The organism is Chryseobacterium sp. PvR013 (genome assembly GCF_017833095.1).
GTDB lineage: Bacteria > Bacteroidota > Bacteroidia > Flavobacteriales > Weeksellaceae > Chryseobacterium > Chryseobacterium culicis_A.
This window is the reverse complement of the sequence record NZ_JAFIBT010000001.1, coordinates 2069679-2093951: the sequence shown is the minus strand read 5'-3', so window position 1 is coordinate 2093951 and position 24273 is coordinate 2069679. Positions and strand designations below refer to the sequence as shown.

At 36.6% G+C, this 24273-nt stretch carries 20 protein-coding genes; 15 read left to right on the top strand and 5 right to left on the bottom strand.

Going from position 1 to position 24273, the window contains the following annotated elements; all coding sequences use genetic code 11:
- Window positions 1–91: 91 nt before the first annotated feature.
- The 3 genes from JOE44_RS09240 to JOE44_RS09230 form a co-directional block, all read right to left on the bottom strand.
- Window positions 92–1687, bottom strand: a complete 1596-nt coding sequence (locus JOE44_RS09240) for a peptide chain release factor 3 (protein WP_209785330.1) — start codon at window positions 1685–1687, stop codon at window positions 92–94.
- Between the two features lie 150 nt (window positions 1688–1837).
- Window positions 1838–2548 carry a hypothetical protein gene (locus JOE44_RS09235; RefSeq protein ID WP_209785329.1) on the bottom strand — a complete coding sequence of 237 codons (711 nt, stop codon included), beginning with the start codon at window positions 2546–2548 and terminating at the stop codon, window positions 1838–1840.
- Window position 2549: 1 nt separating this feature from the next.
- Window positions 2550–3254 (bottom strand): hypothetical protein, encoded by a 705-nt coding sequence (locus JOE44_RS09230; protein WP_209785328.1) that lies wholly within the window; start codon window positions 3252–3254, stop codon window positions 2550–2552.
- 108 nt (window positions 3255–3362) lie between these two features.
- Between JOE44_RS09230 and JOE44_RS09225 the strand changes: the two genes are divergently transcribed.
- From JOE44_RS09225 to JOE44_RS09190, 8 genes are all read left to right on the top strand, one after another.
- Window positions 3363–4193 (top strand): type II CAAX endopeptidase family protein, encoded by an 831-nt coding sequence (locus JOE44_RS09225; RefSeq protein ID WP_209785327.1) that lies wholly within the window; start codon window positions 3363–3365, stop codon window positions 4191–4193.
- Between the two features lie 34 nt (window positions 4194–4227).
- Window positions 4228–4809, top strand: coding sequence for an RdgB/HAM1 family non-canonical purine NTP pyrophosphatase (rdgB, locus tag JOE44_RS09220; RefSeq protein ID WP_209789153.1), 582 nt, complete (start codon window positions 4228–4230; stop codon window positions 4807–4809).
- A 68-nt stretch (window positions 4810–4877) separates the two neighbouring features.
- On the top strand, window positions 4878–5792 hold the full coding sequence (locus JOE44_RS09215; protein WP_209785326.1) for a ribonuclease Z: 915 nt from the start codon (window positions 4878–4880) through the stop codon (window positions 5790–5792).
- Between the two features lie 10 nt (window positions 5793–5802).
- Window positions 5803–6570 carry a TIGR02757 family protein gene (locus JOE44_RS09210; protein ID WP_209789151.1) on the top strand — a complete coding sequence of 256 codons (768 nt, stop codon included), beginning with the start codon at window positions 5803–5805 and terminating at the stop codon, window positions 6568–6570.
- 11 nt (window positions 6571–6581) lie between these two features.
- A complete protein-coding gene (locus JOE44_RS09205; protein WP_209785324.1) occupies window positions 6582–7139 on the top strand; it encodes a DUF1003 domain-containing protein in 558 nt (185 codons plus the stop codon).
- 204 nt (window positions 7140–7343) lie between these two features.
- Entirely contained in the window at window positions 7344–9704 is a 2361-nt protein-coding gene (locus JOE44_RS09200) for a choice-of-anchor L domain-containing protein (protein WP_209785323.1), read from the top strand.
- Between the two features lie 168 nt (window positions 9705–9872).
- Window positions 9873–13457 carry a choice-of-anchor L domain-containing protein gene (locus JOE44_RS09195; RefSeq protein ID WP_209785322.1) on the top strand — a complete coding sequence of 1195 codons (3585 nt, stop codon included), beginning with the start codon at window positions 9873–9875 and terminating at the stop codon, window positions 13455–13457.
- A gap of 289 nt (window positions 13458–13746) precedes the next feature.
- Entirely contained in the window at window positions 13747–16104 is a 2358-nt protein-coding gene (locus JOE44_RS09190) for a choice-of-anchor L domain-containing protein (protein WP_209785321.1), read from the top strand.
- 126 nt (window positions 16105–16230) lie between these two features.
- Here JOE44_RS09190 and rsmA read toward each other — a convergent pair whose 3' ends face one another.
- Window positions 16231–17001: a 16S rRNA (adenine(1518)-N(6)/adenine(1519)-N(6))-dimethyltransferase RsmA gene (gene rsmA, locus JOE44_RS09185; RefSeq protein ID WP_105684709.1), complete on the bottom strand. Its 771-nt coding sequence runs from the start codon at window positions 16999–17001 to the stop codon at window positions 16231–16233.
- A gap of 91 nt (window positions 17002–17092) precedes the next feature.
- Between rsmA and JOE44_RS09180 the strand changes: the two genes are divergently transcribed.
- The 7 genes from JOE44_RS09180 to JOE44_RS09150 all read left to right on the top strand — a co-directional run bounded on the left by JOE44_RS09180 (window position 17093) and on the right by JOE44_RS09150 (window position 22615).
- A complete protein-coding gene (locus JOE44_RS09180) occupies window positions 17093–17992 on the top strand; it encodes a permease-like cell division protein FtsX (RefSeq protein ID WP_034695324.1) in 900 nt (299 codons plus the stop codon).
- A gap of 2 nt (window positions 17993–17994) precedes the next feature.
- The gene (locus JOE44_RS09175; protein WP_209785320.1) at window positions 17995–18291 is read left to right on the top strand and encodes a DUF3098 domain-containing protein; all 297 of its coding nucleotides are present in this window, start codon (window positions 17995–17997) and stop codon (window positions 18289–18291) included.
- Between the two features lie 115 nt (window positions 18292–18406).
- On the top strand, window positions 18407–19225 hold the full coding sequence (locus JOE44_RS09170; RefSeq protein WP_209785319.1) for an undecaprenyl-diphosphate phosphatase: 819 nt from the start codon (window positions 18407–18409) through the stop codon (window positions 19223–19225).
- A gap of 20 nt (window positions 19226–19245) precedes the next feature.
- Complete coding sequence (gene truB, locus JOE44_RS09165) at window positions 19246–19944, top strand: tRNA pseudouridine(55) synthase TruB (protein ID WP_209785318.1); 699 nt, start codon at window positions 19246–19248, stop codon at window positions 19942–19944.
- Window positions 19941–20519, top strand: coding sequence for a hypothetical protein (locus JOE44_RS09160; RefSeq protein ID WP_209785317.1), 579 nt, complete (start codon window positions 19941–19943; stop codon window positions 20517–20519). The genes truB and JOE44_RS09160 overlap by 4 nt, the downstream gene beginning before the upstream one ends.
- Window positions 20519–21241 carry a 23S rRNA pseudouridine(2604) synthase RluF gene (gene rluF / locus JOE44_RS09155; RefSeq protein WP_209785316.1) on the top strand — a complete coding sequence of 241 codons (723 nt, stop codon included), beginning with the start codon at window positions 20519–20521 and terminating at the stop codon, window positions 21239–21241. The genes JOE44_RS09160 and rluF overlap by 1 nt, the downstream gene beginning before the upstream one ends.
- A gap of 201 nt (window positions 21242–21442) precedes the next feature.
- Entirely contained in the window at window positions 21443–22615 is a 1173-nt protein-coding gene (locus JOE44_RS09150; protein WP_209785315.1) for a hypothetical protein, read from the top strand.
- An 85-nt stretch (window positions 22616–22700) separates the two neighbouring features.
- On the opposite strand, the gene JOE44_RS09145 is transcribed toward JOE44_RS09150, so the two are convergent.
- On the bottom strand, window positions 22701–23963 hold the full coding sequence (locus JOE44_RS09145) for a helix-hairpin-helix domain-containing protein (protein ID WP_209785313.1): 1263 nt from the start codon (window positions 23961–23963) through the stop codon (window positions 22701–22703).
- Window positions 23964–24273 lie beyond the last annotated feature (310 nt).

Genomic DNA, 24273 nt, shown 5'->3' with positions numbered 1-24273 from the left:
AACCCTATCATAAAAAAATCCGCAGAAAATTTCTGCGGATCTATATTTAAAACAATTTCGGCTTTTTGCGATTTTGCTCTTTTATTTCAGATTAATTTTCTCTGAACTCACTAATGAAGTGTAGCTTCACATTCGGGAATTTTTCCTGGGTCATATGAATCGTGAAAGAAGAATCTGCAAGGAATACCAATTGATTGTATTTATCTCTTGCCAGGAATCTCTGTTTTAATCTTGCAAATTCTTTGAATTCTTCAGACTTTTCATCAGCTTCTACCCAACATGCTTTGTGCATGGATAGAGGTTCATACGTACATTTTGCCCCATATTCATGTTCCAGACGGTATTGAATAACCTCGTACTGAAGCGCTCCCACAGTTCCGATGATCTTTCTTCCGTTCATCTCAAGCGTAAATAGCTGTGCAACCCCTTCATCCATCAACTGATCAATACCTTTTGCCAATTGCTTAGCTTTTAACGGATCATTGTTGTTGATATAACGGAAATGTTCAGGAGAGAAGCTTGGAATTCCTTTGAAGCTTAATTTTTCTCCACCAGTTAATGTATCCCCAATTCTGAAACTTCCGGTATCATGTAAGCCCACGATATCACCAGGGAAACTTTCTTCCACTACTTCTTTTTTGTCAGCAAAGAATGCGTTAGGAGAGGAGAATTTCATTTTTTTACCTTCTCTTACCAATAAATAATTTTCGTTTCTTTTGAAGGTTCCGGAAACAATCTTTACAAAGGCAAGTCTGTCTCTGTGTTTAGGATCCATATTCGCATGGATTTTGAAAACGAATCCTGTGAAAGTGTTTTCTTCAGGCTTTACCAGACGGGTATCACTTTCTTTTGGCTGTGGCATTGGTGCAATATCAATGAAAGCATCCAGTAACTCACGAACTCCAAAGTTATTTAAAGCCGAACCGAAGAATACCGGTTGAAGATCACCTTTCATATAATCCTCACGATTAAACTCAGGGTAAACAGACTGGATCAGATCAAGCTCTTCTCGTAAAGTTTTTGCTGCTTTTTCACCAATAACATCATCAATAGAAGTATCATTAATGTCGTCAAACTTAATAGAATCCCCAACTTTCTGTTTTTTCTCTTCTAAGAATAGCTGAATATTGTTTTCCCAGATATTGTAAATTCCCTGAAAGTCACTTCCCATACCAATTGGCAAAGAAAGTGGGCAGACTGTTAACCCTAATTTTTGTTCTACTTCGTCTAACAGATCGAAGGCATCTTTACCTTCACGGTCAAGTTTATTGATGAAAACCAACATTGGGATGTTTCTCATTCTGCAAACCTTAACCAGTTTTTCAGTTTGTTCCTCAACCCCTTTTGCAACGTCAATCACAACGATTACTGAATCTACAGCCGTTAATGTTCTGTAGGTATCTTCAGCAAAGTCTTTGTGACCCGGAGTATCGAGAATGTTGATTTTGTGGTCTCTATATTCAAAAGCCAATACGGAAGTCGCTACAGAGATTCCTCTCTGTCTTTCAATTTCCATAAAGTCGGAGGTAGCTCCTTTTTTTATTTTGTTGGATTTTACCGCACCTGCTTCCTGAATCGCACCCCCGAAAAGAAGTAACTTTTCTGTAAGGGTTGTTTTTCCGGCATCCGGGTGGGAAATGATCCCGAAGGTCTTTCTTTTTTGTATTTCTTTGATTAAGTCTGACATATCGTATTTTGAAGTTGCAAAAATCGGGATTTTTTGCGAGGTTTTCAAATTTTAATTAAGACAATGTTAATTAAGCAGAAGAATAGATGGATAGTCACGTTTGATAATAATACATGCGGTTGCGAACCCATGAATAGTTGGGCTTATCTGTCAAACAAGCATTTTTATTAATAATATGAAGACGTAGATCAATCCGGCAGCAATCATTATAAAAAAGGCAGACATAACGTATTCAAATATTCCAAATTCAGTTTTTTGCGGTGCTGAACTAAGGTTATACTGCTCAATAGTCTGCAGACTTATTTTCAGATCAGGACGAAAATGTTGGATTCCTTTTAGAAAATGACGGTACAAATCATATTGGTTGCGTAGAATTACCAATTCAAAATTAAAGTCTACACTTGAAGACACAATTTCTCCTGTTTTATTTTTCAGATAGATCTGTAATGTTGTTTTGCCGTATTTTACAGTCTGAGTGTTTCGGACATATACATCGTCAGATGGATTTTTGGCTGGCTGAAGATCGATGTATAGAATGGCTTCAATAATGGTATTTTGATTGTTGTAGAAAGTAATTCCTCTTTCATCTACAAGAACTTTTCTTGCTTTTTCTTTTTTTCGGTACGTTAAAGCCACTATCAAGGCTATACAGCAAAATATAAGAAGAAGCTGGGCAATAAGAAGTGTGAAAAAAATACCAGGATCATTCTCTAAATATTGTCTGAAATTATTGTACATAAGATCGAAAACGACCCCGATTACTACCATAATCAAAATGACAGCTATCCAGATAATCCCCATTAAAAAATAAGTAATGGGTTTATTGATTTTGGATTCTATGGTCTGGAATTTTTCTGTCATATTAATTGTGAGTTTCAGATAATAAAAAAACAAGTCCGCATATAAGTGCTGTAATACTAAGAGTGGCCAGAATTAAAAGCCAGCCTCCCAAAGAAACCCCTTTGCTATTCACCTTCCATGTTTCTGTATCAATAGAATAGTTACGAAAAACAAAAGGATCTACTGTTAAGTCAGGGCGGAAAGTCACAATGCCGTGCAGGAAATGTGCATACAAAGTATATTTATTTTTTACCACCTTTAAAGGGAGATTCATATCAATACGTTTTGTAATTTCTTCTTTTTTCTCTGATTGGATCGTAAGTTCTAGTAAAGGAGAAATACCCGATCCTACAGGATTTACAGTATAAATATCAAAGTTTTGTTTTGAAGGGCGAAGATCTGTATAGAGAATCTGGTCTGCAATTTCATCTTTTGCATTATAAAATAAAAGTCCGGTTTCATCAACTACAATTTTACTTTCTATTTTCTTTCTTTTTCTACTATAATGATGGACTGTGGGGATTAAAATAAGTGCCGAAATTCCCCAACCTACCAATGCGGGAAAAATCATTGCCTCAAATCCTCTTTTATAAATTCCGTAAACAGGCCCCAGAACGAAAAGTATAGTGAAAGGAATAAAGATCACAAAGAAAAGCCCATTCAGAACAGCAGTCATTAATTTGTTGGTTGTAGACTCAATTCTTTGAAACGGAGATTCTGTATTCATTTTGTGTTGTTCATGGATAAAGGAACGAAAATAAGAAAATCCTTTTTTAGTTGCCTGTAGCAGTCAAAAAAATTATCTTTGTTTCTCATAAACTTTTACAGAGAAAGGATGGAAAATAGCAAATATCCAAAGTTTACGTTTACATGGTTTGGCGGTGTCGTTTTGGTGGTTGGATTATTCGTGGGAACAATGGCTGTTTCCTTATTCAGCACTTTTTGGAAAGTTGTTTTCCGGGAAAATCTTGAACTGAAAGACTGGTTTCTGATGCTAGCGAATTCTGTAGGATTCCTTACGGCTATTGCCTTTTTCGACTTTTTCATCGTAAGGCGCACCACTCAAAAGAGGCTTAACTTCAATTTGTCATCGGTTAATTTCTCTACCTATCTCCTGATCTTTCCCATGATGGCAGGAATGATGTTTATTTCTGAATTTATTGCCGCTCAGATTCCGACTACCGGGCCTTTTTTTGGTGATTTTTATGAATATTTTACCCAATTAATGAGTCAACTAACGGATAATCCTGTTGTAATGATTATCATGACGGTAATTATGGCTCCCATTTTTGAGGAGATTATATTCAGGGGAATTATTCAGAAAGGATTGATTAATAAAGGAGTAGAACCATGGAAAGCAATTTTATATGCTTCCATTATTTTTGGGGTGGTTCACGGAAATCCATGGCAGTTTATCAGTGCAGTGATGCTGGGCTGTGTACTGGGATTGGTATATCATAAAACAAAATCTTTACTGATGCCGATATTGCTGCATGCATTTAATAATTTAACCCTATCACTATTGGTGCTTTACGGTAAAGATGAGAGTTTTGCAAAGGTTCTGCATGTTTCAGAATGGCTTATTCTGGCTGCTGGAATTGTACTTTTCTCTTTGTTCTATTATCTTTTTATGAAAAAGTATAAAGTACATTATGCTGAAATGTAAGAAACCCGATTAAAAAGTAAAATTGAAAATGAATATAGAAATGGAATTATTAGTAGCTACACACAACGAACATAAAAAAGAAGAAATCCAACAGATCCTGGGAAGTGATTGTGTTGTGAAAAGTCTTACCGATTACAACATTCACGAAGAAATTGTAGAAGACGGAGATTCTTTTCATGCCAATGCTCTCATTAAAGCCAAATACTGTTTTGAGAAAACCGGAATTCCAAGTTTGGGAGATGACAGTGGTCTGGTAGTGGAATCGTTGGATGGAAGACCTGGAATTTTTTCTGCACGTTACGCCGGAGATCATGATTTTGCCAAAAATATCGAAAAGGTATTGGAAGAAATGCAGGGTATCGAAAATAGAAAAGCTTATTTTGTGACAGTTCTGTGCTATTATGATGAAAATGGGGCTCAATATTTTGAAGGCAGAGTTCATGGGAATTTACTGACTGAAAATAAAGGTTTCAAAGGATTCGGATATGATCCGATTTTTGTTCCTGAAGGTTATGAAAGAACCTTTGCTGAAATGAATCCTGAAGACAAAAATAAAATCAGTCACCGTAAACAGGCATTAGACCTATTTATGGATTTTTTAAAAGTAACTGATTAAGTTTAAATATCAGGGCAAACCACCCATTTAGATTTTCTGTTGTACATTTGTTATCATAAATTATTGATTTGAGTACGTATTTAACAATATTAGGTTTTAATTCTGCTATCCCAACCATCAACACATCGCCTACAGCACAGCTGCTGGAAATGGAAGAAAGACTCTTCCTGATTGATTGTGGAGAAGGTACACAAGTACAGCTTAGGAAAGCAAAAGCAAGATTTTCAAAGATCAATCATATTTTTATCTCTCATCTTCACGGAGATCATTGTTTCGGACTTCCGGGACTTATTGCTTCTTTCCGTCTTCTGGGAAGAGATACACCGCTGCATGTCTACGGGCCGAAAGGAATAAAAAAGATGCTGGAAACTATTTTCCAGATTACAGAAACCCATCGTGGTTTTGAAGTGGTTTATCATGAACTGGACAAAGATTATTCTGAAAAAATATATGAGGACAACAGGATAGAGGTATATACTATTCCGTTGGATCACAGGATTTACTGTAATGGCTATCTTTTTAAAGAAAAGCAGAAAGACAGGCATCTTAACATGAAAGAAATTGCCAAATACAGTGAAATTGAAACCTGTGATTATCATAATATAAAAGCAGGAAAAGATTTTGTACTGAGTGACGGTTATGTTCTTAAAAATGAAATTCTGACTCTTGAGCCTGCTCCGTCAGTGTCGTATGCATTTTGCAGTGATACCCGTTATCTTGAAAGTGTTATTCCGATTATTAAAAATGTAACGGTGCTCTATCATGAATCCACATTTTTACATGATTTGAAGGAAATGGCAGATTATACAGGACATACCACAGCATTGGAAGCAGCAACAATTGCTCAGAAAGCTCAGGTGGGAAAATTGATCTTAGGACATTTTTCAAACAGGTATGGAGATTTGACTGTATTTACCGATCAAGCCAGAGAAATTTTCCCTAATACATTTTTGCCCAAAGCATTGGAAAGTGTAAAGATTTAGAATGAATATGCTGAAATTTGAAGAACTTAGAGACTTTCTCAACGAAAAGGCAGATCAGTATAACGCTCCCGATTTTATTGAAAATGATCCCATCCAGATCCCACACCGTTTTTCTTTAAAACAGGATATTGAAATCGCAGGATTTCTGGCGGCTACAATCTCCTGGGGAAACAGAAAATCAATCATTAATTCTGCGGATAAAATGCTTGATATTATGGGAAATTCTCCCTATGATTTTGTGATGAACTATTCTGAAAAGGATCTGAAGGAGATTCAGGATAAAAGTATTCACAGAACTTTCAACGGACAGGACTTTTCCTATTTTATAAGACAGTTCAACAGAATTTATAAAGAAAATGAAAGCCTGGAAAGTCTATTTGACGTAAAAAAAACGGAGCATAACTTTCTCCATGCCATAGAACGATTCAGAAACGGATTTCTGGAAACAGAAAAACACAGAAGCCATAAACACGTCAGTTCTCCTTACAAAAACTCCTCTGCAAAAAGGATTATTATGTTTTTGAGATGGATGGTACGTCAAGACAAAAGGGGAGTAGACTTTGGGATTTGGGAAAAAATAGATCAGAAGCATCTTTCCATTCCTCTGGATGTACACACTGGAAATATTTCCAGAAAACTGGGATTGGTTTCCAGAACACAGAATGACTGGAAAACGGTAGAGGAGCTGGATGTTGCCATTAGAAAATTTGATGAAAAAGATCCTGCAAAATATGACTTTGCCTTGTTTGGATTAGGGGTAACCAAAGAACTGTTGTAAAAATATAAAGGATGAAAAAATATAACGAAAAAAAAGAAGTTCTTGAAAAAATAGCAGACAGTATTACTTCATGGATTGGATCTATTCAGTCCCTGATTGTTCATACGCTGCTGTTCCTTACCTCGTTTTTGCTGCCAATGCTGAATATCGTTGATTTTGACAAAATGCTTCTTATTCTTACTACGGTACTTTCTCTGGAAGCTATTTATCTGGCCATCTTCATTCAGATGTCAGTGAATAAAAGCCACGAGAAAATTGAAGATATTCAGGAAGATATTGAAGAGATCAGTGAAGACATTGAGGATATTCAGGAAGATCTTGAAGAAATCAGCGAAGACATTGAAGAGATCAATGAAGATATAGAAGATATCCAGGAAGATATTGAGGAGATCAGTGAGGATATTGAAGAAATTAATGAAGAGGAAGATGAAGAAGATCACAATGAAAGAGCAAAAAATGTAATACTGAAGAGTAATGTAAGCTCGAACAAGAACGAGATAAAAGCTTTAAAAGACATTATCTCTCAGCTGCAGAATGAAATTGATCAGTTGAAAAACGAGGATAAATAACAGAAATACTGAGAATAAAAATATAAAACAGATCAATGCTATTGGTCTGTTTTTTTATGCTTGAATTTTAATATTCAATAATTTACGGAAAATGTAACGATAAGAAAAAATTATTGTGAATGTGGATGTGGAATAAGAAAATAGTAATATACAATGGTGAATTAGTATAATTATTTTTGCTACATTTGAACAAATGAAAACAAAATGTTAATTTATAGACTAAAAAACTATTTTTTCCTTTTTTCTTTTTTATTGATTTCTGCTTCTGTATTCTCTCAAACGAGACCTGTCAGAAAATCAGAAAAGATAAAACCTTCTGCGGCAAGTCTTAGAGCTGGAGCATTCATTGATGTGAATGTACCTCCCTATACACCTTCAAACTATACGCCGGAGCAGTTGGTAAAGAATATTTTGATCAATGGAGGTACGAACTGTACAACAGCCAATGTTACCAACGTTACGGTATCTCCTGATCATGAAGTGACAAACAGCAACAGATTCTGGGGATATTTTCATAAAGGAACAACGAATTTTCCTTTTACAGACGGGATTGTTCTGACTACTGGATATGCTTCCGAAGCAGGTAATAATTATGTATCAGCGGTTGGACAATCAGTAGGAACAGGAAGTGATGCAGATCTTGTAGCAGCTACCGGAGCTAATGTGAGCTTAACGGATGCCGTGGCCCTTGAATTTGATTTCGTTCCGAATTCAAACCAGGTAAAATTTAATTACATATTCGTTTCTGATGAATATACTTCCAATTATCCTTGCTTAGGCTATTCCGATGCCTTTGCCCTTTTATTAAAGAAAGTTGGAGATCCTACCTATACGAACCTGGCAGTATTGCCCGGAGGTGCAGGACCTGTAAGTGCAACCAATATTGTTCCTGCAGGAAATGGATTCAGCTGCGGACCTATCAATGCAACCTTTTTTGGAGCTTTAGCAAACCCGCATCTGGTTATTAATTATTTTGGAAGAACAACACCTCTAACAGCTGTTGCAGATGTAATTCCAGGGCAGACGTATCATTTTAAAATGGTATTGGCTGATGCAAAAGACCCTTCCCACGACTCTGCGGTTTTCTTAGAAGGAGGATCTTTTGATGTGGGGATTAAAATTGTAGACGAAACCGGAGTGGTTTTACCGGGAAGTATCAATATGTGTGATAATACTCCAAGGCAGTTGAAAGCTCAGGTAGCAGCAATTCCGGGAATGACTTATCAATGGTATAAAGATGGAGTCGCTATTCCTGGGGCAACAAGCGCTATTTATATTGCTACCCAGGCGGGAGTTTATACTGTAAAAGTAATGGTTCCGGGAAATCAATGTCCTAGTGAGGCAACCATTACGATCGTCGGAGGAACGAGCCCTACTGTACAGAATGCTGAACTTAAACTCTGTACAACCCCTGCAATTACCAGTTTTAACTTGGAAACAGCAAAACCATTGATCAGTACAACACCAGGTGCAGTATTCCGTTTTTATGCCAACCAGGCTGATGCACAGGCTCAAAATAACAGTTATATCACCAATCTGACCAACTATGCTGGAACAGATGGACAAATATTATATGTTCTGGTTTCCAATGGAGCTTTCTGTAGCAAGATTGCAACATTAACCTTAAGAAAAGAAGAAACACCAACAGCTTTACTTACCGCTCCGAGATTGAAAATTTGTGCCGGTGAATCTGTTTTATTAACAGCTTCTGGCGGTGTTACCTATGAATGGAGTGATTCTGCAAGTACTACCGGAGGAATAAGAACGGTAAGCCCCACTCAGACTACCACCTATACGGTATATGCTATCGGAGCACAGGGATGTAAATCTCTTCAGCCGGCACGTATTACCATTGAAGTAGTACCGGCTATTGTTTCAAACTTAAAAGGTGGCCACATCTGTCAGGGTGATAAAATTGTTCTGGATGCAGGCTCAGGCCCTGGATATACCTATCAGTGGAGTTCTGGTGAAACAAGTCAGAGCATTACAGTAGCTACTCCTGGAGAATATACGGTAATGATCAGTAACGGAGTTTGTTCAAAAGAGTTCAAGACTCAGGTTATTAAAGCCGTGATTCCTGAAGTGATAAAAGTGGATTATAATGAGAGCGGAACAATGATTGTCACAGCAAGTAATCCAAGTAATGGTATCCTTGAATATTCAGTAGATAACGGGGTTACATGGCAGTCTTCGAATATATTTAATAATGTCCCTAAAAATAAAATCATTTCGATCAGAGTTAGGGTTAAATTTACAAGCTGTGTAGGTTTCCTTGAATTCTTTACATTCGTGATGAAAAATGTAATTACTCCAAACGGTGATAATATTAATGATATCATTGATTTCAGCGGGGTGGTTAATTATAAAGATTTCAGTGGACAGGTTTTCGACCGATATGGAAGAGAAGTGTTCAAAGCTGCGAAGATCAATCCATATTGGGACGGATATTTTCAGGGCAAAAAGCTTCCTACTTCTACCTACTGGTATCAGGTAACCTTCGAAGATCCTGCAAGTAAAGAACTTACTGTAAAAACAGGATGGATATTACTTAAAAATATAGAATAATTTAAACTTTAACTGAAAGACTGACTATTTTGTCAGTCTTTTTTTATTATTTTAAAATAAACAGAGTTGATATTCTAATATAAATAAATTTGCGTTAGTAATAATGTAAATTGTGTTAACTTGAATTTCAATCAAAAAAAATAGTATTTTTGTTCAAAATAATATAAAATGTTAAATAGGAGGAGAGGAAATTTATTTTTAGCGTTATTTTTAGCTTTCATGGGGAACTTTGTTTTGGCTCAAAATAAAGGAAGGGTAGAAATTGCTGCAAAACCTAAAGCTGCTTCCTTGAGAGCAGGTGTTTTTATCGATGTAAACGCACCAAGCTACCCGGAATCCGGCTATCCTATAACTCAGCTGATAAACGATGTTCTTATATCGGGCGGTACCACTTGTACCAGTTCAACGGTAAGCAATGTGACAGTATCTCCAAACTTGTCTGCCACCAATCAGAACCGTAGCTGGGGATATTTTAATAAATCAAATACAAACTTTCCTTTCAGTAAAGGGATTATACTTTCAACAGGATATGCCAATAAAGCCGGGAATACTTTCCAGGGAACTTTAAGTGATGACCTTGGAACCGGTGGAGATGTAGATCTGGCGAATGCCTTAGGGATTGCTAACAATAACCTGACCAATGCAACATCTATAGAGTTTGACTTTGTAGCTGCTTCTACTGAAATTACTTTCAGATATTTATTTGCTTCCAAAGAATATCAGCAAAACTTTCCATGTACTATTACAGACGGTTTTGCCTTACTGTTAAAAAAAGCATCTGATCCTACTTATACCAATCTTGCAGTGCTTCCGGGAGGAGCAGGGCCTGTAAGTGTAACGAATATCCACCCGCAATATCAAAACTGTGGGCCTAAAAATGAAGCCTATTACGGAGGTACCAATACTGCTCAGGTTGAAACCAATTTCAATGGACGTACTATTCCGCTTACTGCAAAAGCAACGGTAATTCCTGGGCAAACCTACCATTTTAAAATTGTGCTTGCAGATTATCAGGATCCCAACTTTGATTCAGCCGTATTTCTTGAAGCCGGATCATTCGATATCGGGGTGAAAATCCTGGATCCGGCAGGTGTACAACTTCCTGCATCTGTAAATATGTGTGATAATACGCCACAGACTTTTACAGCTTCGGTTCAGGGACCTAACATAACCTATCAGTGGTATTTGGGAACCAATGCAATTCCAGGAGCTACTAATGCAAGTTATACTGCAACACAGCCTGGTGTATATACCGTTAAGGTTTTTATCCAGGGAAATAGCTGTCCGGGAGAAGCTACCATTACTGTGGTTGGCGGAACATCTCCTACAGTACAGAATGCTACACTGACGGCCTGCTATGCCGCTGGGAATGCAACTTTTAATTTAACATCAGCACAAGCCTCAATAAGCACTACTCCGGGAGCTGTGTTTTCATATTATACCACATTGGCAGATGCTAATGCTGGAAATGCAAATACAGTTCCTAATCCAACAGCTCATCAGAGTGCAGGCGGAACAGTGTATGTAAGAGTCGCAAATGGTTTCTGTGCAAAAGTAGCGCAGCTGCAATTAGTAAAAGCCCCACAAATGGTACCTACTATTGCTCCACCGATAGTGCTTACCTGCGCTAGCTCTCAGACGACACTGGATGCTTCAGCTTCTGTTTATCCGGCTGGGGCTACATTCAACTGGACGACTACCGGAGGAAATATTGTTTCAGGAGGAACTACCTTAAATCCTGTGATCAATGCTGCGGGAACCTATACTTTAACCATTACAAAAGTTTATCAGCCTGGCAATATCAGCTGTACAGCTATAGGAACTGTAACCGTAACAGGAAACAGCGCTCCGCCAGTTACCGGGCTTACGGCAAACAAAATAAAAATCTGTAAAGGAGATTCTGCAACCCTTACTGCTTCAGGAGGTGCTACCTATAACTGGGGGAATGGCCTTACCGGAAACGGAAGCACACAGGTTGTTTCACCTACTGTTACAACAACCTACACTGTAACAGCAGTGGGAGCGAATGGTTGTGTGTCTCAAAACCCTGCCACTTTAACAATTGAAGTGTCAGAACCTTTTACAGCCCAAAACGCAACATTACATAAGTGTTATCAGCCGGGATTAACTTATAATCTTACTGAAGCTCAGCCTCAGATTACAACTGCTGCAGGAGTTACTTTTACTTACTATATCAATCAGGCTGATGCTAATGCTGCTAACGGAAACTTTATTGTAACCCCTACAACATATACACCTCCGGGAGGAAGCCAGACTATTTATGTATTAGCAAGTAATGGAGGTTGTAGCTATGTAGTGTCTCTGCAATTATTAAGTACAGCTCAAACGACTCTTACCATTGCTGCACCGCAAACAATTACCTGTACAACTCCACAGATTACACTCAATGCTTCAACATCTGTAGTTCCTGCGGGATCTACTATTGCATGGACCACAACCGGAGGAACTATCGTATCAGGAGGCAATACACTTACACCAGTTGTAAGCGCCGGGGGAACATATACTTTAACGGTTACTAATATATCACAACCAGGAAACTTAAGTTGTACATATACTGCAACAGTAACAGTACAGGAAGATAAAGTACAGCCGATAGCTGCACTTGTTTCATCACAACCCCGTATTTGTGTTGGAGAATCTGTAACATTGACAGCTTCTGGAGGAGTAACCTATAACTGGGGCAATGGCCTTACCGGAAATGGAAATACTCAGGTTGTTTCACCTACAACAACAACTGTGTATACCGTATTTGCTGTTGGAGCTAACGGATGTATTTCTGCAACACCAGCAACAGTAACAGTTCAGGTAGGTCCACCTATAGCAGGACTTACCGCATCAAAATTAAAAATTTGTGAAGGAGAATCTGTAACATTAACAGCTACAGGAGGAATTACTTATAACTGGATAGGGCTTACCGGTAATGGAAATACACAGGTTGTTACTCCAACAGTAACAACAGAATATTCGGTATTTGCATTGGGAGGAAACGGATGTAGTTCTGTGAATCCGGCTAAAGTTACCATTGAAGTAGTTCCTGCAATTGTTTCTACATTAAAAGACGTATTTGTCTGCGCCGGAGATAAAGGAACGCTGGATGCCGGGGCAGGACCAAACTATACTTATGTATGGAGTACAGGAGCAACCACTCAAACGATAACAACTAATATTCCCGGAACGTATTCTGTGATCATCAGTAACGGAGTTTGTTCAAAAACTTTCTCTGCACAGCTGATCAATCCTGATTTACCACAGTTTACGAATATTGTTTATGATAACCATATCCTTACCCTTACGGCAAGCAATCCTACTGGTGGAACTTTAGAATTCTCCATAGACGGAGGATTGACATGGCAGTCATCAAACGTATTTACAGGAGTTTTAAATAATACCATGTATTCTGTAATGGTAAGAGTGAAAGGTGCTAAATGCGGTACTTCACTGGATTATTTTACATTCGTTATCAGCAATGCTATTACCCCTAATATGGATGGTATTAATGATACTATAGATTTCTCCGGAATCAGCGGGTACAAAGATTTTGCAGCTTCTATCTTCGACAGGTATGGAGCAGAGGTATTCAAAGCGGCTAAAGGTGATGTGATATGGACAGGATCTTTAAAAGGGATCAATCTTCCTACTGCTACTTACTGGTACAGGGTACAATGGGAAAACCCGGCCAGCAAGAAACTGGAACAACGTTCCGGATGGATACTTCTGAAGAACAGAAACTAGACATTTATTAAAAATAAAATAGTAACAAGAAAATCTTTCAGCAATGAAAGATTTTCTTGTTTTTAGGGGTAAGTGTTATCATGATTTGTGAATTATTTGAAATGAGAAGGAAATATGTTAAAATAATTTGTAATTCAATGCTACCACATCATTTATGGTTTCTTCGGGTAGGGATTGATTAACGAAAATTTACTGTAAAAGGTTCTTATTTTGTTTTTTTGTAGTAAAAAATATAAATATGTATATGAGATATTTAAAAAAAAATTAAATTTGTTGAAACAAAAATATTATGAGAAGATATCTACCGCTTTGTTTATTTTTTTTAGTCATCTCGACTTTTTTATTTTCACAAAACCTGCCACCTCGAAAACAGGCAAAAGAAATTCCTTCCAATCTATCCAGAAGAGCTGGAGCTTTTATTGATGTGAACGCTCCGCAGTATCCTGAAACCGCTTACACTATTGAGAAAATGGTTAAAGATGTATTGATCTCATCCGGAACCAATACCTGTCTTACTCCCAATGTAACCAATGTGAAGATTACTCCTAACCATGCTGCAAGTAATGCAGACAGAGCATGGGGATATTTTCATAAAGCTACAACCAATTTCCCTTTTAAAGACGGTCTTATTCTTTCCACAGGTTATGCGAGAAGAGCAGGTAACACTTTTGAAGGCGGCCTTAGTGATGTCAACGGTGGAGGATCAGATGCTGATCTTGCACAGGTGATTGGGGTAGTGGAAAGTAGATTGAATGATGCTGTTCTTTTGGAGTTTGACTTCGTTCCAACAACCTCTCAGATTAAATTTAATTATCTGATTGCCTCAGAAGAATATACAGGCTCATTCCCTTGTACCTTTGCAGATGCCTTTGCAATCTTATTGAGACCTACTTCAGGTGGACCTTATGTAAATATGGCTGTGCTTCCTGGAGGAGCCGGACCAGTAAGTATTACGAATATTCACCCTGAAATACCAGGGAGTTGTGGTGCTGTAAACGAACAATATTTCGGAGGATATAACACGGGTAACGTTGAAACCAACTTTAATGGAAGAACAATTCCATTAACTGCTACAGCAACAGTAGTAGCAGGACAGGAATACCATTTCAAAATGGTAATTGCCGATTACAGTGACCATAGTTATGACTCTGCGGTATTTCTTGAAGGAGGATCTTTCAACATCGGGGTAGACCTTTTAGATCCTGCAGGAACGAAATTACCTTCAGATATCAATGTATGTGATAATGTACCTCAGGTAATTACAGCTTCTGTAAATGACCCTAATCTTGTATACCAATGGTACTATAATGGTGCTCCGGTACCTAATGCCACTACCAATACAATTACCGCTATCCAGCCTGGTACCTATACTATCGAAGTAAGCGTTCCTGGTAATCCATGTCCGGGTAAAGCCTCCATACAGATTCACGGAGGTACAACACCACTGGCTCAGGATGCAACCTTGCTGCTTTGTACTACACCGGATATTACTACTTTTGATTTAAGTACTATTACATCTACTATCAGCCCTACACCGGGAGCGATTTTTAAATTCTACGTTAATCAGGCTGATGCAATTGCTCAGAATGATAATTATATTCAGACTCCATTAAACTATAATGGTAATGATGGTCAGATTCTTTATGTTGTTGTTTCCAACGGAGCATTCTGTAGTAAAATGGTTGAACTGAAATTACTGAAGGAAGTAACGCCAACGGCTAAAGTAAAAGCTTCCAGAATAAAAATATGTCCTGGAGAGTCTGTAACCCTTACTGCTGAAGGAGGAGATACTTATCTATGGAGTAATTTCATGGGAACAGGTAATATGCAGACGGTTACTTTATATCAGACGACAACATTTACAGTATATGCCATCGGACAAAAAGGATGTAAATCTCTGAATCCTGCAACCATAAGAATTGAAGTTACACCGGAAATCACATCACCATTAAAAGATGTTGAAATGTGTATTGGTGACATAGTAACCCTTGATGCAGGAGCAGGACAAGGCTTCAAGTATCTTTGGAGTACAGGGGCTACAACACAGAAAATTAATGTAGACCAATGGGGGATTTATTCAGTAGAAATTGATAATGGTATCTGTAAGAAGGTTTTCGAAGCTAAAGTAATGGGAGCTGCTACTCCTTTTGTTACTGCTTTAAATTATGAAAGCATCAAGAAAACAGTTACAATTACTGCAGAAAACCCTCCGATGAATAATACACCAAGTACGTTAGAGTATTCTATAGACAACGGAATCAGCTGGCAGGAATCCAATGTATTTACTAATCTTTTAGACAATACAAACTATACTGTTTTAGTAAGAAGAGTAGGAACACATTGTGTGGGATCTCTTGAATTCTTTACCCTTCAGATCAACAATATTATTACTCCGAACGAAGACGGAATCAACGATGTACTGGATCTTAAAGCTCTTGGAGACTTTAAAAACTTTAAAGGTTCTATATATGACAGATATGGAGTAGAAATGTTCAGATTCTCAAAAGAAAATCCTATCTGGGACGGAACAGTGGGAGGTAAGAGACTGCCTACAGCTACCTACTGGTATAAGTTTAATTTTGAGTATCCAAAATCAAAAGCTCAGATGAACTGGTCAGGATGGATTATGCTGAAGAACAGAAACTAAAATTGATAATGTAATATAAAAGAAAGCCTTTCAAATGTATTTTTGAAAGGCTTTTTTTAACAAAGAATGTTACTGTATTTTGTTCAACAAAAAGCTCCCGGCAAAGAAGCTTTTTTAATGATTTCTTTATTGATTTTCTTTCCAGAGGTTAGCAAAGTGTATAAAATCTGCAACACTAAGTTCTTCTGCTCTCTTATCTAAAAATTCGTGTCCTTTTAAAGCTTCAGGAATATTTAATGATTTCAATGCATTAGAAAGTTTTTTCCTTCTTTGATTGAATCCTGTTTTTACAATTTGTTTAAACAAAACTTCATTTCCCGAAAGCCCTTCCTTAGGGTTTCTTGTAAGCCTGATTACTCCCGATTTTACTTTCGGCGGAGGATTGAAGACGTTTTCATGTACCGTAAACATATAAGATACATCATAATAAGCCTGTATCAGGACAGAAAGAATACCGTAATCTTTAGTTCTCGGAACAGCAGCCGTTCTTTCAGCTACCTCCTTCTGGAACATTCCTACCATTTCCGGAATCAATTGGTAATGATCTACAATCTGAAACAAGATCTGAGATGAGATATTGTACGGAAAATTACCAATGATCGCAATCTCATCGTCTTTGATAAAACTGAAATCCTGCTTCAGGAAATCTCCTACAAAAGTTTCTTCAGTTACTTTCGCATAATTCTTTTTCAGGTATTCGATAGATTCTGTATCGATTTCTGCAAGGTAAATCTTCTGCTCCTTTTCAAGAAGATATTTGGTAAGAACTCCCATTCCGGGACCCACTTCCATAATATTATTATAGTTCTCAAAACTAAGACCTTCTACGATTTTTCTTGCGATATTTTCATCTGTCAGAAAGTGCTGACCCAGATGTTTTTTTGCTTTTACACTCAAAGTTTTTTATGATTTTATTAACAATGATTTTCTTTATTTCGTCCCAAATTTCGGAAGATTTTTTCTATTTTAGCCAAAAATTTTAATATTAATGGCTAAATCTGTAGATGAATTTAATAAGAAAAGGCTTCGGTCCAGCAATATTACAGTAGTGATAAGTATTGCCTTAGTGTTATTTTTGTTAGGATTAATGGGGCTTATTCTGATTAATGCCCAGAAGTATTCTGACTATATCAAAGAACAGTTGGTGGTGAACGCCTACTTTGATGAAAACTATGACGCTAAAGATTCTGTAAAAATTGCAAAACTTGAGGAAGAAACTTTTAAAAAGGTACAGTTATTAGCTCCTGTAAAAAAAGCGACTTATATTTCAAGAGATATGGCGGCAAAAGAAGCCAAGAAAACTATGGGAATCGACAGTGATGCATTGTTCGAAGAAAATATTTTCCCTTCTTCTATTGAAGTTGCTTTAAAACCGGAATTTGTAGATCCTGCAAAAATTGATGAAGCCATTAAAGAGATTAAATCCGTTCCGGGGATTATTGATGTTAAAAATGACAGTACTTTGATGGTAGATGTTTACAATAACCTGAGCAGAATTCTGAAGTGGATCTTAGGATTTTCAGTGCTGTTCCTGATATTGGCAGTTGTATTGATCAACAACTCTATCCGTCTGAAAATATTCTCGAAGAGATTTATTATTAAAACGATGCAGCTGGTAGGGGCGAAAAGAAGATTTATCCTTAAACCTTTTATTGTAGAAGCTATTATTTTAGGAGCTATCGGTTCTGTAATAGGTCTTATTGCTTTAGGAGGGGTATGGTATTATTTCACAAGTCAGATTGGCTCTGCTTTCGTACAGGACAACAACCAATACTTCTGGTTAGTTATCTTAGTACTTGGAGTTGGAATTTTTATTTCTGTCTTAAGTACAATTTTCGCGACATGGAGATTCTTAAAATCAAACGTTGACGATTTATATTACTCTTAACAATGAGCAAAAAAACAAATAAATTTTCCGCTTCAGACTTTGTACATGAAGCAGAAGTACCACAGGAAAGTGCTTTCTATTTCGGACAGCAGAATTTCAAATGGATGTTGATAGGATTAGCATTTATTGTAGTTGGGTTTCTACTGATGATGGGTCCCGATGCCAATACGGTAGATGGAAAGTTTGATCCGAACTCATGGAATGACGGTATCTTTTCTATCAGAAGAATCAGAATAGCACCTCTGTTTGTTGTTATAGGATTTGTCATAGAAGTGTACGCGATCTTAAAAAGAAAATAAATAAAATACACTTTATTTAAGGATTAAAAAATTTAAGAATTTAAAGATATGAAGCTAATAGGCCCATCTTTTTAAATTCTTAAATCTTTTAATCTTTTTAATTTTTTAAAAGAATATGGATTTAATCAAAGCAATTATTATTGCCATTATAGAAGGGTTGACAGAATATCTTCCGATTTCTTCTACAGCACATATGGGGTTTACTGCAAATCTTATGGGGCTGGAGGAAACAGAATTTTTAAAAATGTTTCAGGTGTCCATTCAGTTTGGAGCCATTTTATCTGTAGTAGTAGCATATTGGAAAAAGTTTTTTGATTTAAACAATATTCAGTTCTATTTCAAATTGGCTTTTGCGGTGGTTCCGGCTTTGGTGCTGGGATACTTATTCGATGATAAAATTGAAGCCATTCTTGGAAATCAGATTGCTATTTCTTCCGTATTGGTTTTAGGAGGTGTTATTTTGCTGTTTGCAGATAAATGGTTTAAGAATCCTAAGATTGATGATGAAAAAGGAATTACGATAAGAAATGCCGTTACCATCGGTTTTTGGCAATGTCTTGCGATGATGCCGGGAACAAGCCGTAGTGCGGCTTCCATCATTGGAGGAATGGCACAGGGACTTACCAGAAAAGCCGCCGCAGAATTCTCTTTCTTCCTTGCTGTACCTACCATGCTTGCTGTAACAGTATACTCAGTTTTTGTGAAAACCTGGGGAAAAGAAACAGCCCATCCACAGAAAGGATATGAAATGATCATGGCTTCACAGGATCACATTATGATCTTTGTAATCGGCAATATTGTAGCCTTTATTGTAGCACTTATTGCGATCAAAGCCTTTATTGGAGTGCTTAATAAATATGGATTCAAACCATGGGGCTGGTACCGTATTTTCGTTGGAATTGCTCTTTTGATCTATTTTTATTTCTTTAAATAGGAATTACATTATACCCATTCATGACTGCTGAAGAACTGAAATCAGGATACATATTTTTATTGGATAAGCCTTTGGACTGGACTTCCTTCCAGGCTGTCAATAAAATGAAATACAAACTTAAAAGGGAATTTGATCTTCCTAAAAAATTTAAAATCGGACATGCCGGAACTTTAGATCCCAGAGCAACCGGGCTTCTTATTGTCTGCTGTGGAAAATTTACAAAGAAGATTCCTGAAATTCAGGATGCTCCCAAAGAATACTGGACAGAGATTAAAATTGGAGTACAGACAGAATCTTATGATACCGAAAAACCTGAAATCCTTCATCATGACATCTCACATATTACTGAAGAACAGGTAAAAAACATCCTGGAAAAATTTGTTGGAGAAATCGAACAGAAACCACCGGTTTATTCGGCCATTAAGATTGATGGGGAAAGAGCCTATAACCTTGCAAGAGCTGGCGAAGAAGTGGAAATGAAGGCGAGGAAGACAACCATTCATTACATTCAGGATATTAAAATAGATTTCCCTTTGGTGAGCTTTATGGTAGGTTGTTCAAAAGGAACATATATCAGAAGTCTTGCTCATGATATCGGGCAGGAATTGGGGGTTGGAGCTTATCTGACACAATTAAGACGTACTAAAATCGGAGATTATGCCATTGAAGATGCTACCGATCAGTTTCTGAACAATGAATACAGGTTTGAGGGCCTATGAAAATAAAATTATCCCTTTTATTATTCATATTTGCTCTTGTTAAAGCATTTTCTCAGGATACGGAAACCGGAAAATCCAAAATGGACTTCTATTTCAATCCTTCTCTGAATATAGGGTTTAATATTAATAAGAAAAATCAACCTAACAATTCGCAGTATATCGACAACAGGTCTTCATTAGGAAATCTAACGTATGGTATTACTGCTGTAGGAGGTTACAATTTTCTTCCTAACTTTGCATTGGGAACAGGATTTAAATATAGCTTTATACAGGATAATGATCACCTGATTTATTGGGTTATCCAGCCAAAGATTATTTTTTCTCCTGGAGAAAGACTTTTTTATATAGATATTAATTACGGAAAACAGCTTAATCACTCTGCTATTTCAGATACCGAATTCTGGGGTGGAAGACTGGGAATGCAGGTTTCCTATTCAAAAAGATTGAGTCAGGAAGGAGGAATCGTTTTTGAATCACACAAACTTAAAGATGGAGCTGATGGTTTTTTTATAGGCCTAAGCTATGGAATTACCATTTTTAGTAATAAAAATTATACCGGCTACGGAAAAGACTAATGGAAAAAACGCGTATCAATAAATATTTATCAGAAGTTGGATACTGTTCGAGAAGAGCAGCAGATAAGCTTTTGGAAGAGGGAAGGATTACAATAAACGGGAAAATTCCTGAGTTGGGAACAAAAGTTTCTGACGAAGATCTGGTAGAGGTAGACGGAAAACCTATCAGAGAACCTCAGGAAAAACCTATATATATTGTTTTTAATAAACCGGTAGGGATTGTTTGTACCACAGATACAAAACGCGAAAAAAATAATATCGTAGACTATATCAACCATCCAAAAAGAATCTTTCCTATCGGAAGATTGGATAAACCAAGTGAAGGACTTATTCTCCTGACAAGTGACGGTGATATTGTCAATAAAATTCTGAGAGCGAGAAATAACCACGAGAAAGAATATATTGTTCGGGTGGATAAACCGCTCACTCCAAAGTTCCTGGAAAAAATGAGAAACGGAGTTCCCATCCTTGATACAGTGACCAAAAAATGTGAGGTAGAGAAGATTGATGATATGAATTTCAGAATTGTCCTTACTCAGGGACTGAACAGACAGATCCGAAGAATGTGCGAATACCTTGGATACGAAGTGAAAAAACTGAAAAGAATCCGTATCATGAATATCAAACTCGATTTACCCATTGGAAAATGGAGAGATATGACGGATGAAGAACTTAATACTCTAAACTCTTTGCTGACAGATTCCAGCAAAACATTTGATTAAAATATCTAATATACTTTAGCAATTTTATTTTTTCTGATATAAAACAATTTGAGGAGCAATTAATTATTTCTCACATATTAGTGTAATATGTTTTATATTTCATTGGAAATATATTATATTTATAATACTAATAACCATAATCAGAAAATCATGAAACTAAGATTAAATTCAGTTCTATTATTTGTTACTTTAGTAATATTTATGAGTTGTCAAAATGATAATCATAATCAGAATTACCCGCATGATTCTTCGTTTTACATTGATTACAGAAGTCTGAAAGGATTGCCAGATGGAATTGCCGTCATTGAACTCGATCCTGAAGCTCCTAATTTTGGAAATATCAGCAACAGACTTGAATTAGGTATAGGTGTATTGCCACACCATATCTATTACAATCAGAATGCAAAAAAAATGTACACAACTGCTTTAGGTGGCAGCTATCTTTATGAGATAAAAACGGGAGAAGATCAAAATGGACAACCCCAATTAATCAGTGCCACTCCTATTGATACCGGTGAGAATACAGTAGGCGAAAATTTATTTTTCACGAATGACGGCAGAAATTTTATGACCTTTATGGGGGGAGCAGGAGGTCCAAAAGATGGTAGTATTGGGGTCTTTAATGCCAGTAATAATCAGCTTATCAAAACGATTAAAGCTCCAATTCAAACTAATCCCAACCAATTTATAATGTATCCGCATGGTATTTCCATTAATGAAGAAAAGGGATTAATGATGGTATCGTCCACCATTCACCCTGATCTTACTACCGGAATGGGCAATACCTGTACTTTATTAGATCTGAATACCTATGAAATAAAGGAGACCTATCAGGTAGCAGACTCACCAACTGATATGTCCGCTCCTGTTGAAGTTTTACTGCTTCGTGGGAAATTTCCACAATATGCCCTTGCTACCACCATGCTTGGAGGGGATATCTGGATGGCTCCATACAATACTACGACCAAAAAATATGATGCTTTTACTAAGGTTTTTGATGGTAGTACAAAAGGATTAGGCTGGGCACTCGAAATGTATATTGATGATTCAAACAAACTCTATGTAAGTTTTGCAGAACCTGGAAAAGTACTCGTATTTGATATCAATAATCTTCCTCAATTAAAGCTTTTGAAGACTTTTGATGCGGATAAAGGAGCGCATCATATGGCTTTCTTTAAAACCAAATCAGGGAAAGAAGTTGTAGCAGTACAAAATAATTTATTGGATCTCCCTAACTTAAATTCAGGAACAATCAGTATCATTGATATTAATTCCGGAAAAAAATTAGGGACAGTAGATTTACGTAACCAATATGGAATGCTACCCGAATCCATTGAAGGAACCAATGGTCCCAGCAATTATATGCATCACTAAAATTTAAAAGAGTATGTAAGAGCGCAAACTCTTCCGGGATCGTATTTTTGGAAGAGTTTATGTCAGTTTTTTATTTGTCCACCTATTATTTTATATATAATTTCATTCTTTCCTCATATTCAGGTTTCAGTTTTAAAAGTTTCCATATTGTTTTATCATCAGGGTTACTGATTCGGTAGAAGAGTATTTTGTCTGCTGAATACTTGAAATAAGGATGATTTTTAAGCCATTCCTCCGGTGCATCTACTAATGAATACCGAGGTACTTTGGTGGTGCTCAATGGTGCTGTTGAAATCAGTTTTTGAACAAGATCCTGATCAATATTGTACGTACTTAAAATCTGTTGCTTATTCATAAAACCTCCCAGTTTTTTTCTGAAACCAATTATTGAACCTGCACTTTTTTCATCCAGTCCGAATTCTATAAGTTGTCTAAAAGTAATGGTATTGAGATCTGTTTTTGAAAAATCTGTTTTTTCCTGCTGCTTTTCCTGAAGTTTGATATAAGGTTTCATTTCCTGAAATTTCTCTGCAGAAATCACAAAACATTTCTGCAGATCATCCAGGTTTTTAAAACTTCCATGTAAATTTCTGTCCCGATAATTGATAATGGTGTTTGCTTGTTTTTCTGAGAATCCAAGAGCTATCCAACCTTCTAAGTCCAGCTGATTGGGATTAAACATATGATATTGAATCTTGGATTTTATAGGATTATTCTTTGCCATATTCCTGAAGTTTTCCGGGGTTTTTGTCGGCAGTAACAGATAAGGCTCAAGTTTGCTGTAATTTTCTGTAGAGATGATAAAGCATTCTTTAAACTTTTCTTTGCTGATAAAACTTCCTCCGAGATAATTTCGATATTTAATAATAGCCTCTGCCTGTCTTTCACTGAAGCCCATCTTAAGCCAGTCATTGGCAGAAAACTGATCAGGGTTGAATTTCCCTGATATCATAATTTCTTTCTTTCCAAAAGTTTTGAATCCTTTTGAATTTTCCTTTTTTGTCATTTCAGGAAGTAAAATGAAAGATGCTAACTCACTGAATTTCTCTTCGGAAATAGCATAACATTTTTTCAATTGTTCTTTTGAAGTAAATTTTCCGCCTACAATATCTTTATACTTAAGAATGGTAATAGTCTGTTTCTCTGAAAATCCAAGTTTCTGCCATTGATCTTTATCAAGCGTATTGGGATCAAAATCGGATAAATTTGCCGCTATTGAAGCATCTGCAATGAATGTAACCTTAGGGAAAGGTTCTTTTTCCCGGCTGGTATAGTTTTGATACGCAAATAAAACAGTCAGCAATGTGACCATAAATGCTAATTTCTGGTAATAGTTTTTTCTCATCATGGAGTAAACTTATACATAAAAATAAAACATGACAATAGCTGATCCTGAAATGGTTAAATATGATATAGAGAAAGTGTTTTATGATGTAAAAGCTAATAGGGATATTGTTTTTTATGCAATATAATTTCGTAATTGATACTGCATGTTCATATTAAATTATTGTTTTTTAATACGACAGGTTTTGTCGCTCCATATAAATAATTTTACATCAGAATAAGGCTGAATTTACTATAAATAAAGAAAAGTAAATAATAAATAGTATGATTTACAGGATACCACATTAAAGTAATTTTTGTGTCTTAAAAAGTAT

Bases quoted from the DNA above. Each gene is read 5' to 3' on its own strand.
- JOE44_RS09240 (WP_209785330.1), bottom strand. From the start codon at position 1,687: ATGTCAGACTTAATCAAAGAAATACAAAAAAGAAAGACCTTCGGGATC.
- JOE44_RS09235 (WP_209785329.1), bottom strand. From the start codon at position 2,548: ATGACAGAAAAATTCCAGACCATAGAATCCAAAATCAATAAACCCATT.
- JOE44_RS09230 (WP_209785328.1), bottom strand. From the start codon at position 3,254: ATGAATACAGAATCTCCGTTTCAAAGAATTGAGTCTACAACCAACAAA.
- JOE44_RS09225 (WP_209785327.1), top strand. From the start codon at position 3,363: ATGGAAAATAGCAAATATCCAAAGTTTACGTTTACATGGTTTGGCGGT.
- JOE44_RS09205 (WP_209785324.1), top strand. From the start codon at position 6,582: ATGAAAAAATATAACGAAAAAAAAGAAGTTCTTGAAAAAATAGCAGAC.
- JOE44_RS09200 (WP_209785323.1), top strand. From the start codon at position 7,344: ATGTTAATTTATAGACTAAAAAACTATTTTTTCCTTTTTTCTTTTTTA.
- JOE44_RS09195 (WP_209785322.1), top strand. From the start codon at position 9,873: ATGTTAAATAGGAGGAGAGGAAATTTATTTTTAGCGTTATTTTTAGCT.
- JOE44_RS09190 (WP_209785321.1), top strand. From the start codon at position 13,747: ATGAGAAGATATCTACCGCTTTGTTTATTTTTTTTAGTCATCTCGACT.
- JOE44_RS09180 (WP_034695324.1), top strand. From the start codon at position 17,093: ATGGCTAAATCTGTAGATGAATTTAATAAGAAAAGGCTTCGGTCCAGC.
- JOE44_RS09175 (WP_209785320.1), top strand. From the start codon at position 17,995: ATGAGCAAAAAAACAAATAAATTTTCCGCTTCAGACTTTGTACATGAA.
- JOE44_RS09170 (WP_209785319.1), top strand. From the start codon at position 18,407: ATGGATTTAATCAAAGCAATTATTATTGCCATTATAGAAGGGTTGACA.
- truB (WP_209785318.1), top strand. From the start codon at position 19,246: ATGACTGCTGAAGAACTGAAATCAGGATACATATTTTTATTGGATAAG.
- JOE44_RS09160 (WP_209785317.1), top strand. From the start codon at position 19,941: ATGAAAATAAAATTATCCCTTTTATTATTCATATTTGCTCTTGTTAAA.
- rluF (WP_209785316.1), top strand. From the start codon at position 20,519: ATGGAAAAAACGCGTATCAATAAATATTTATCAGAAGTTGGATACTGT.
- JOE44_RS09150 (WP_209785315.1), top strand. From the start codon at position 21,443: ATGAGTTGTCAAAATGATAATCATAATCAGAATTACCCGCATGATTCT.
- JOE44_RS09145 (WP_209785313.1), bottom strand. From the start codon at position 23,963: ATGATGAGAAAAAACTATTACCAGAAATTAGCATTTATGGTCACATTG.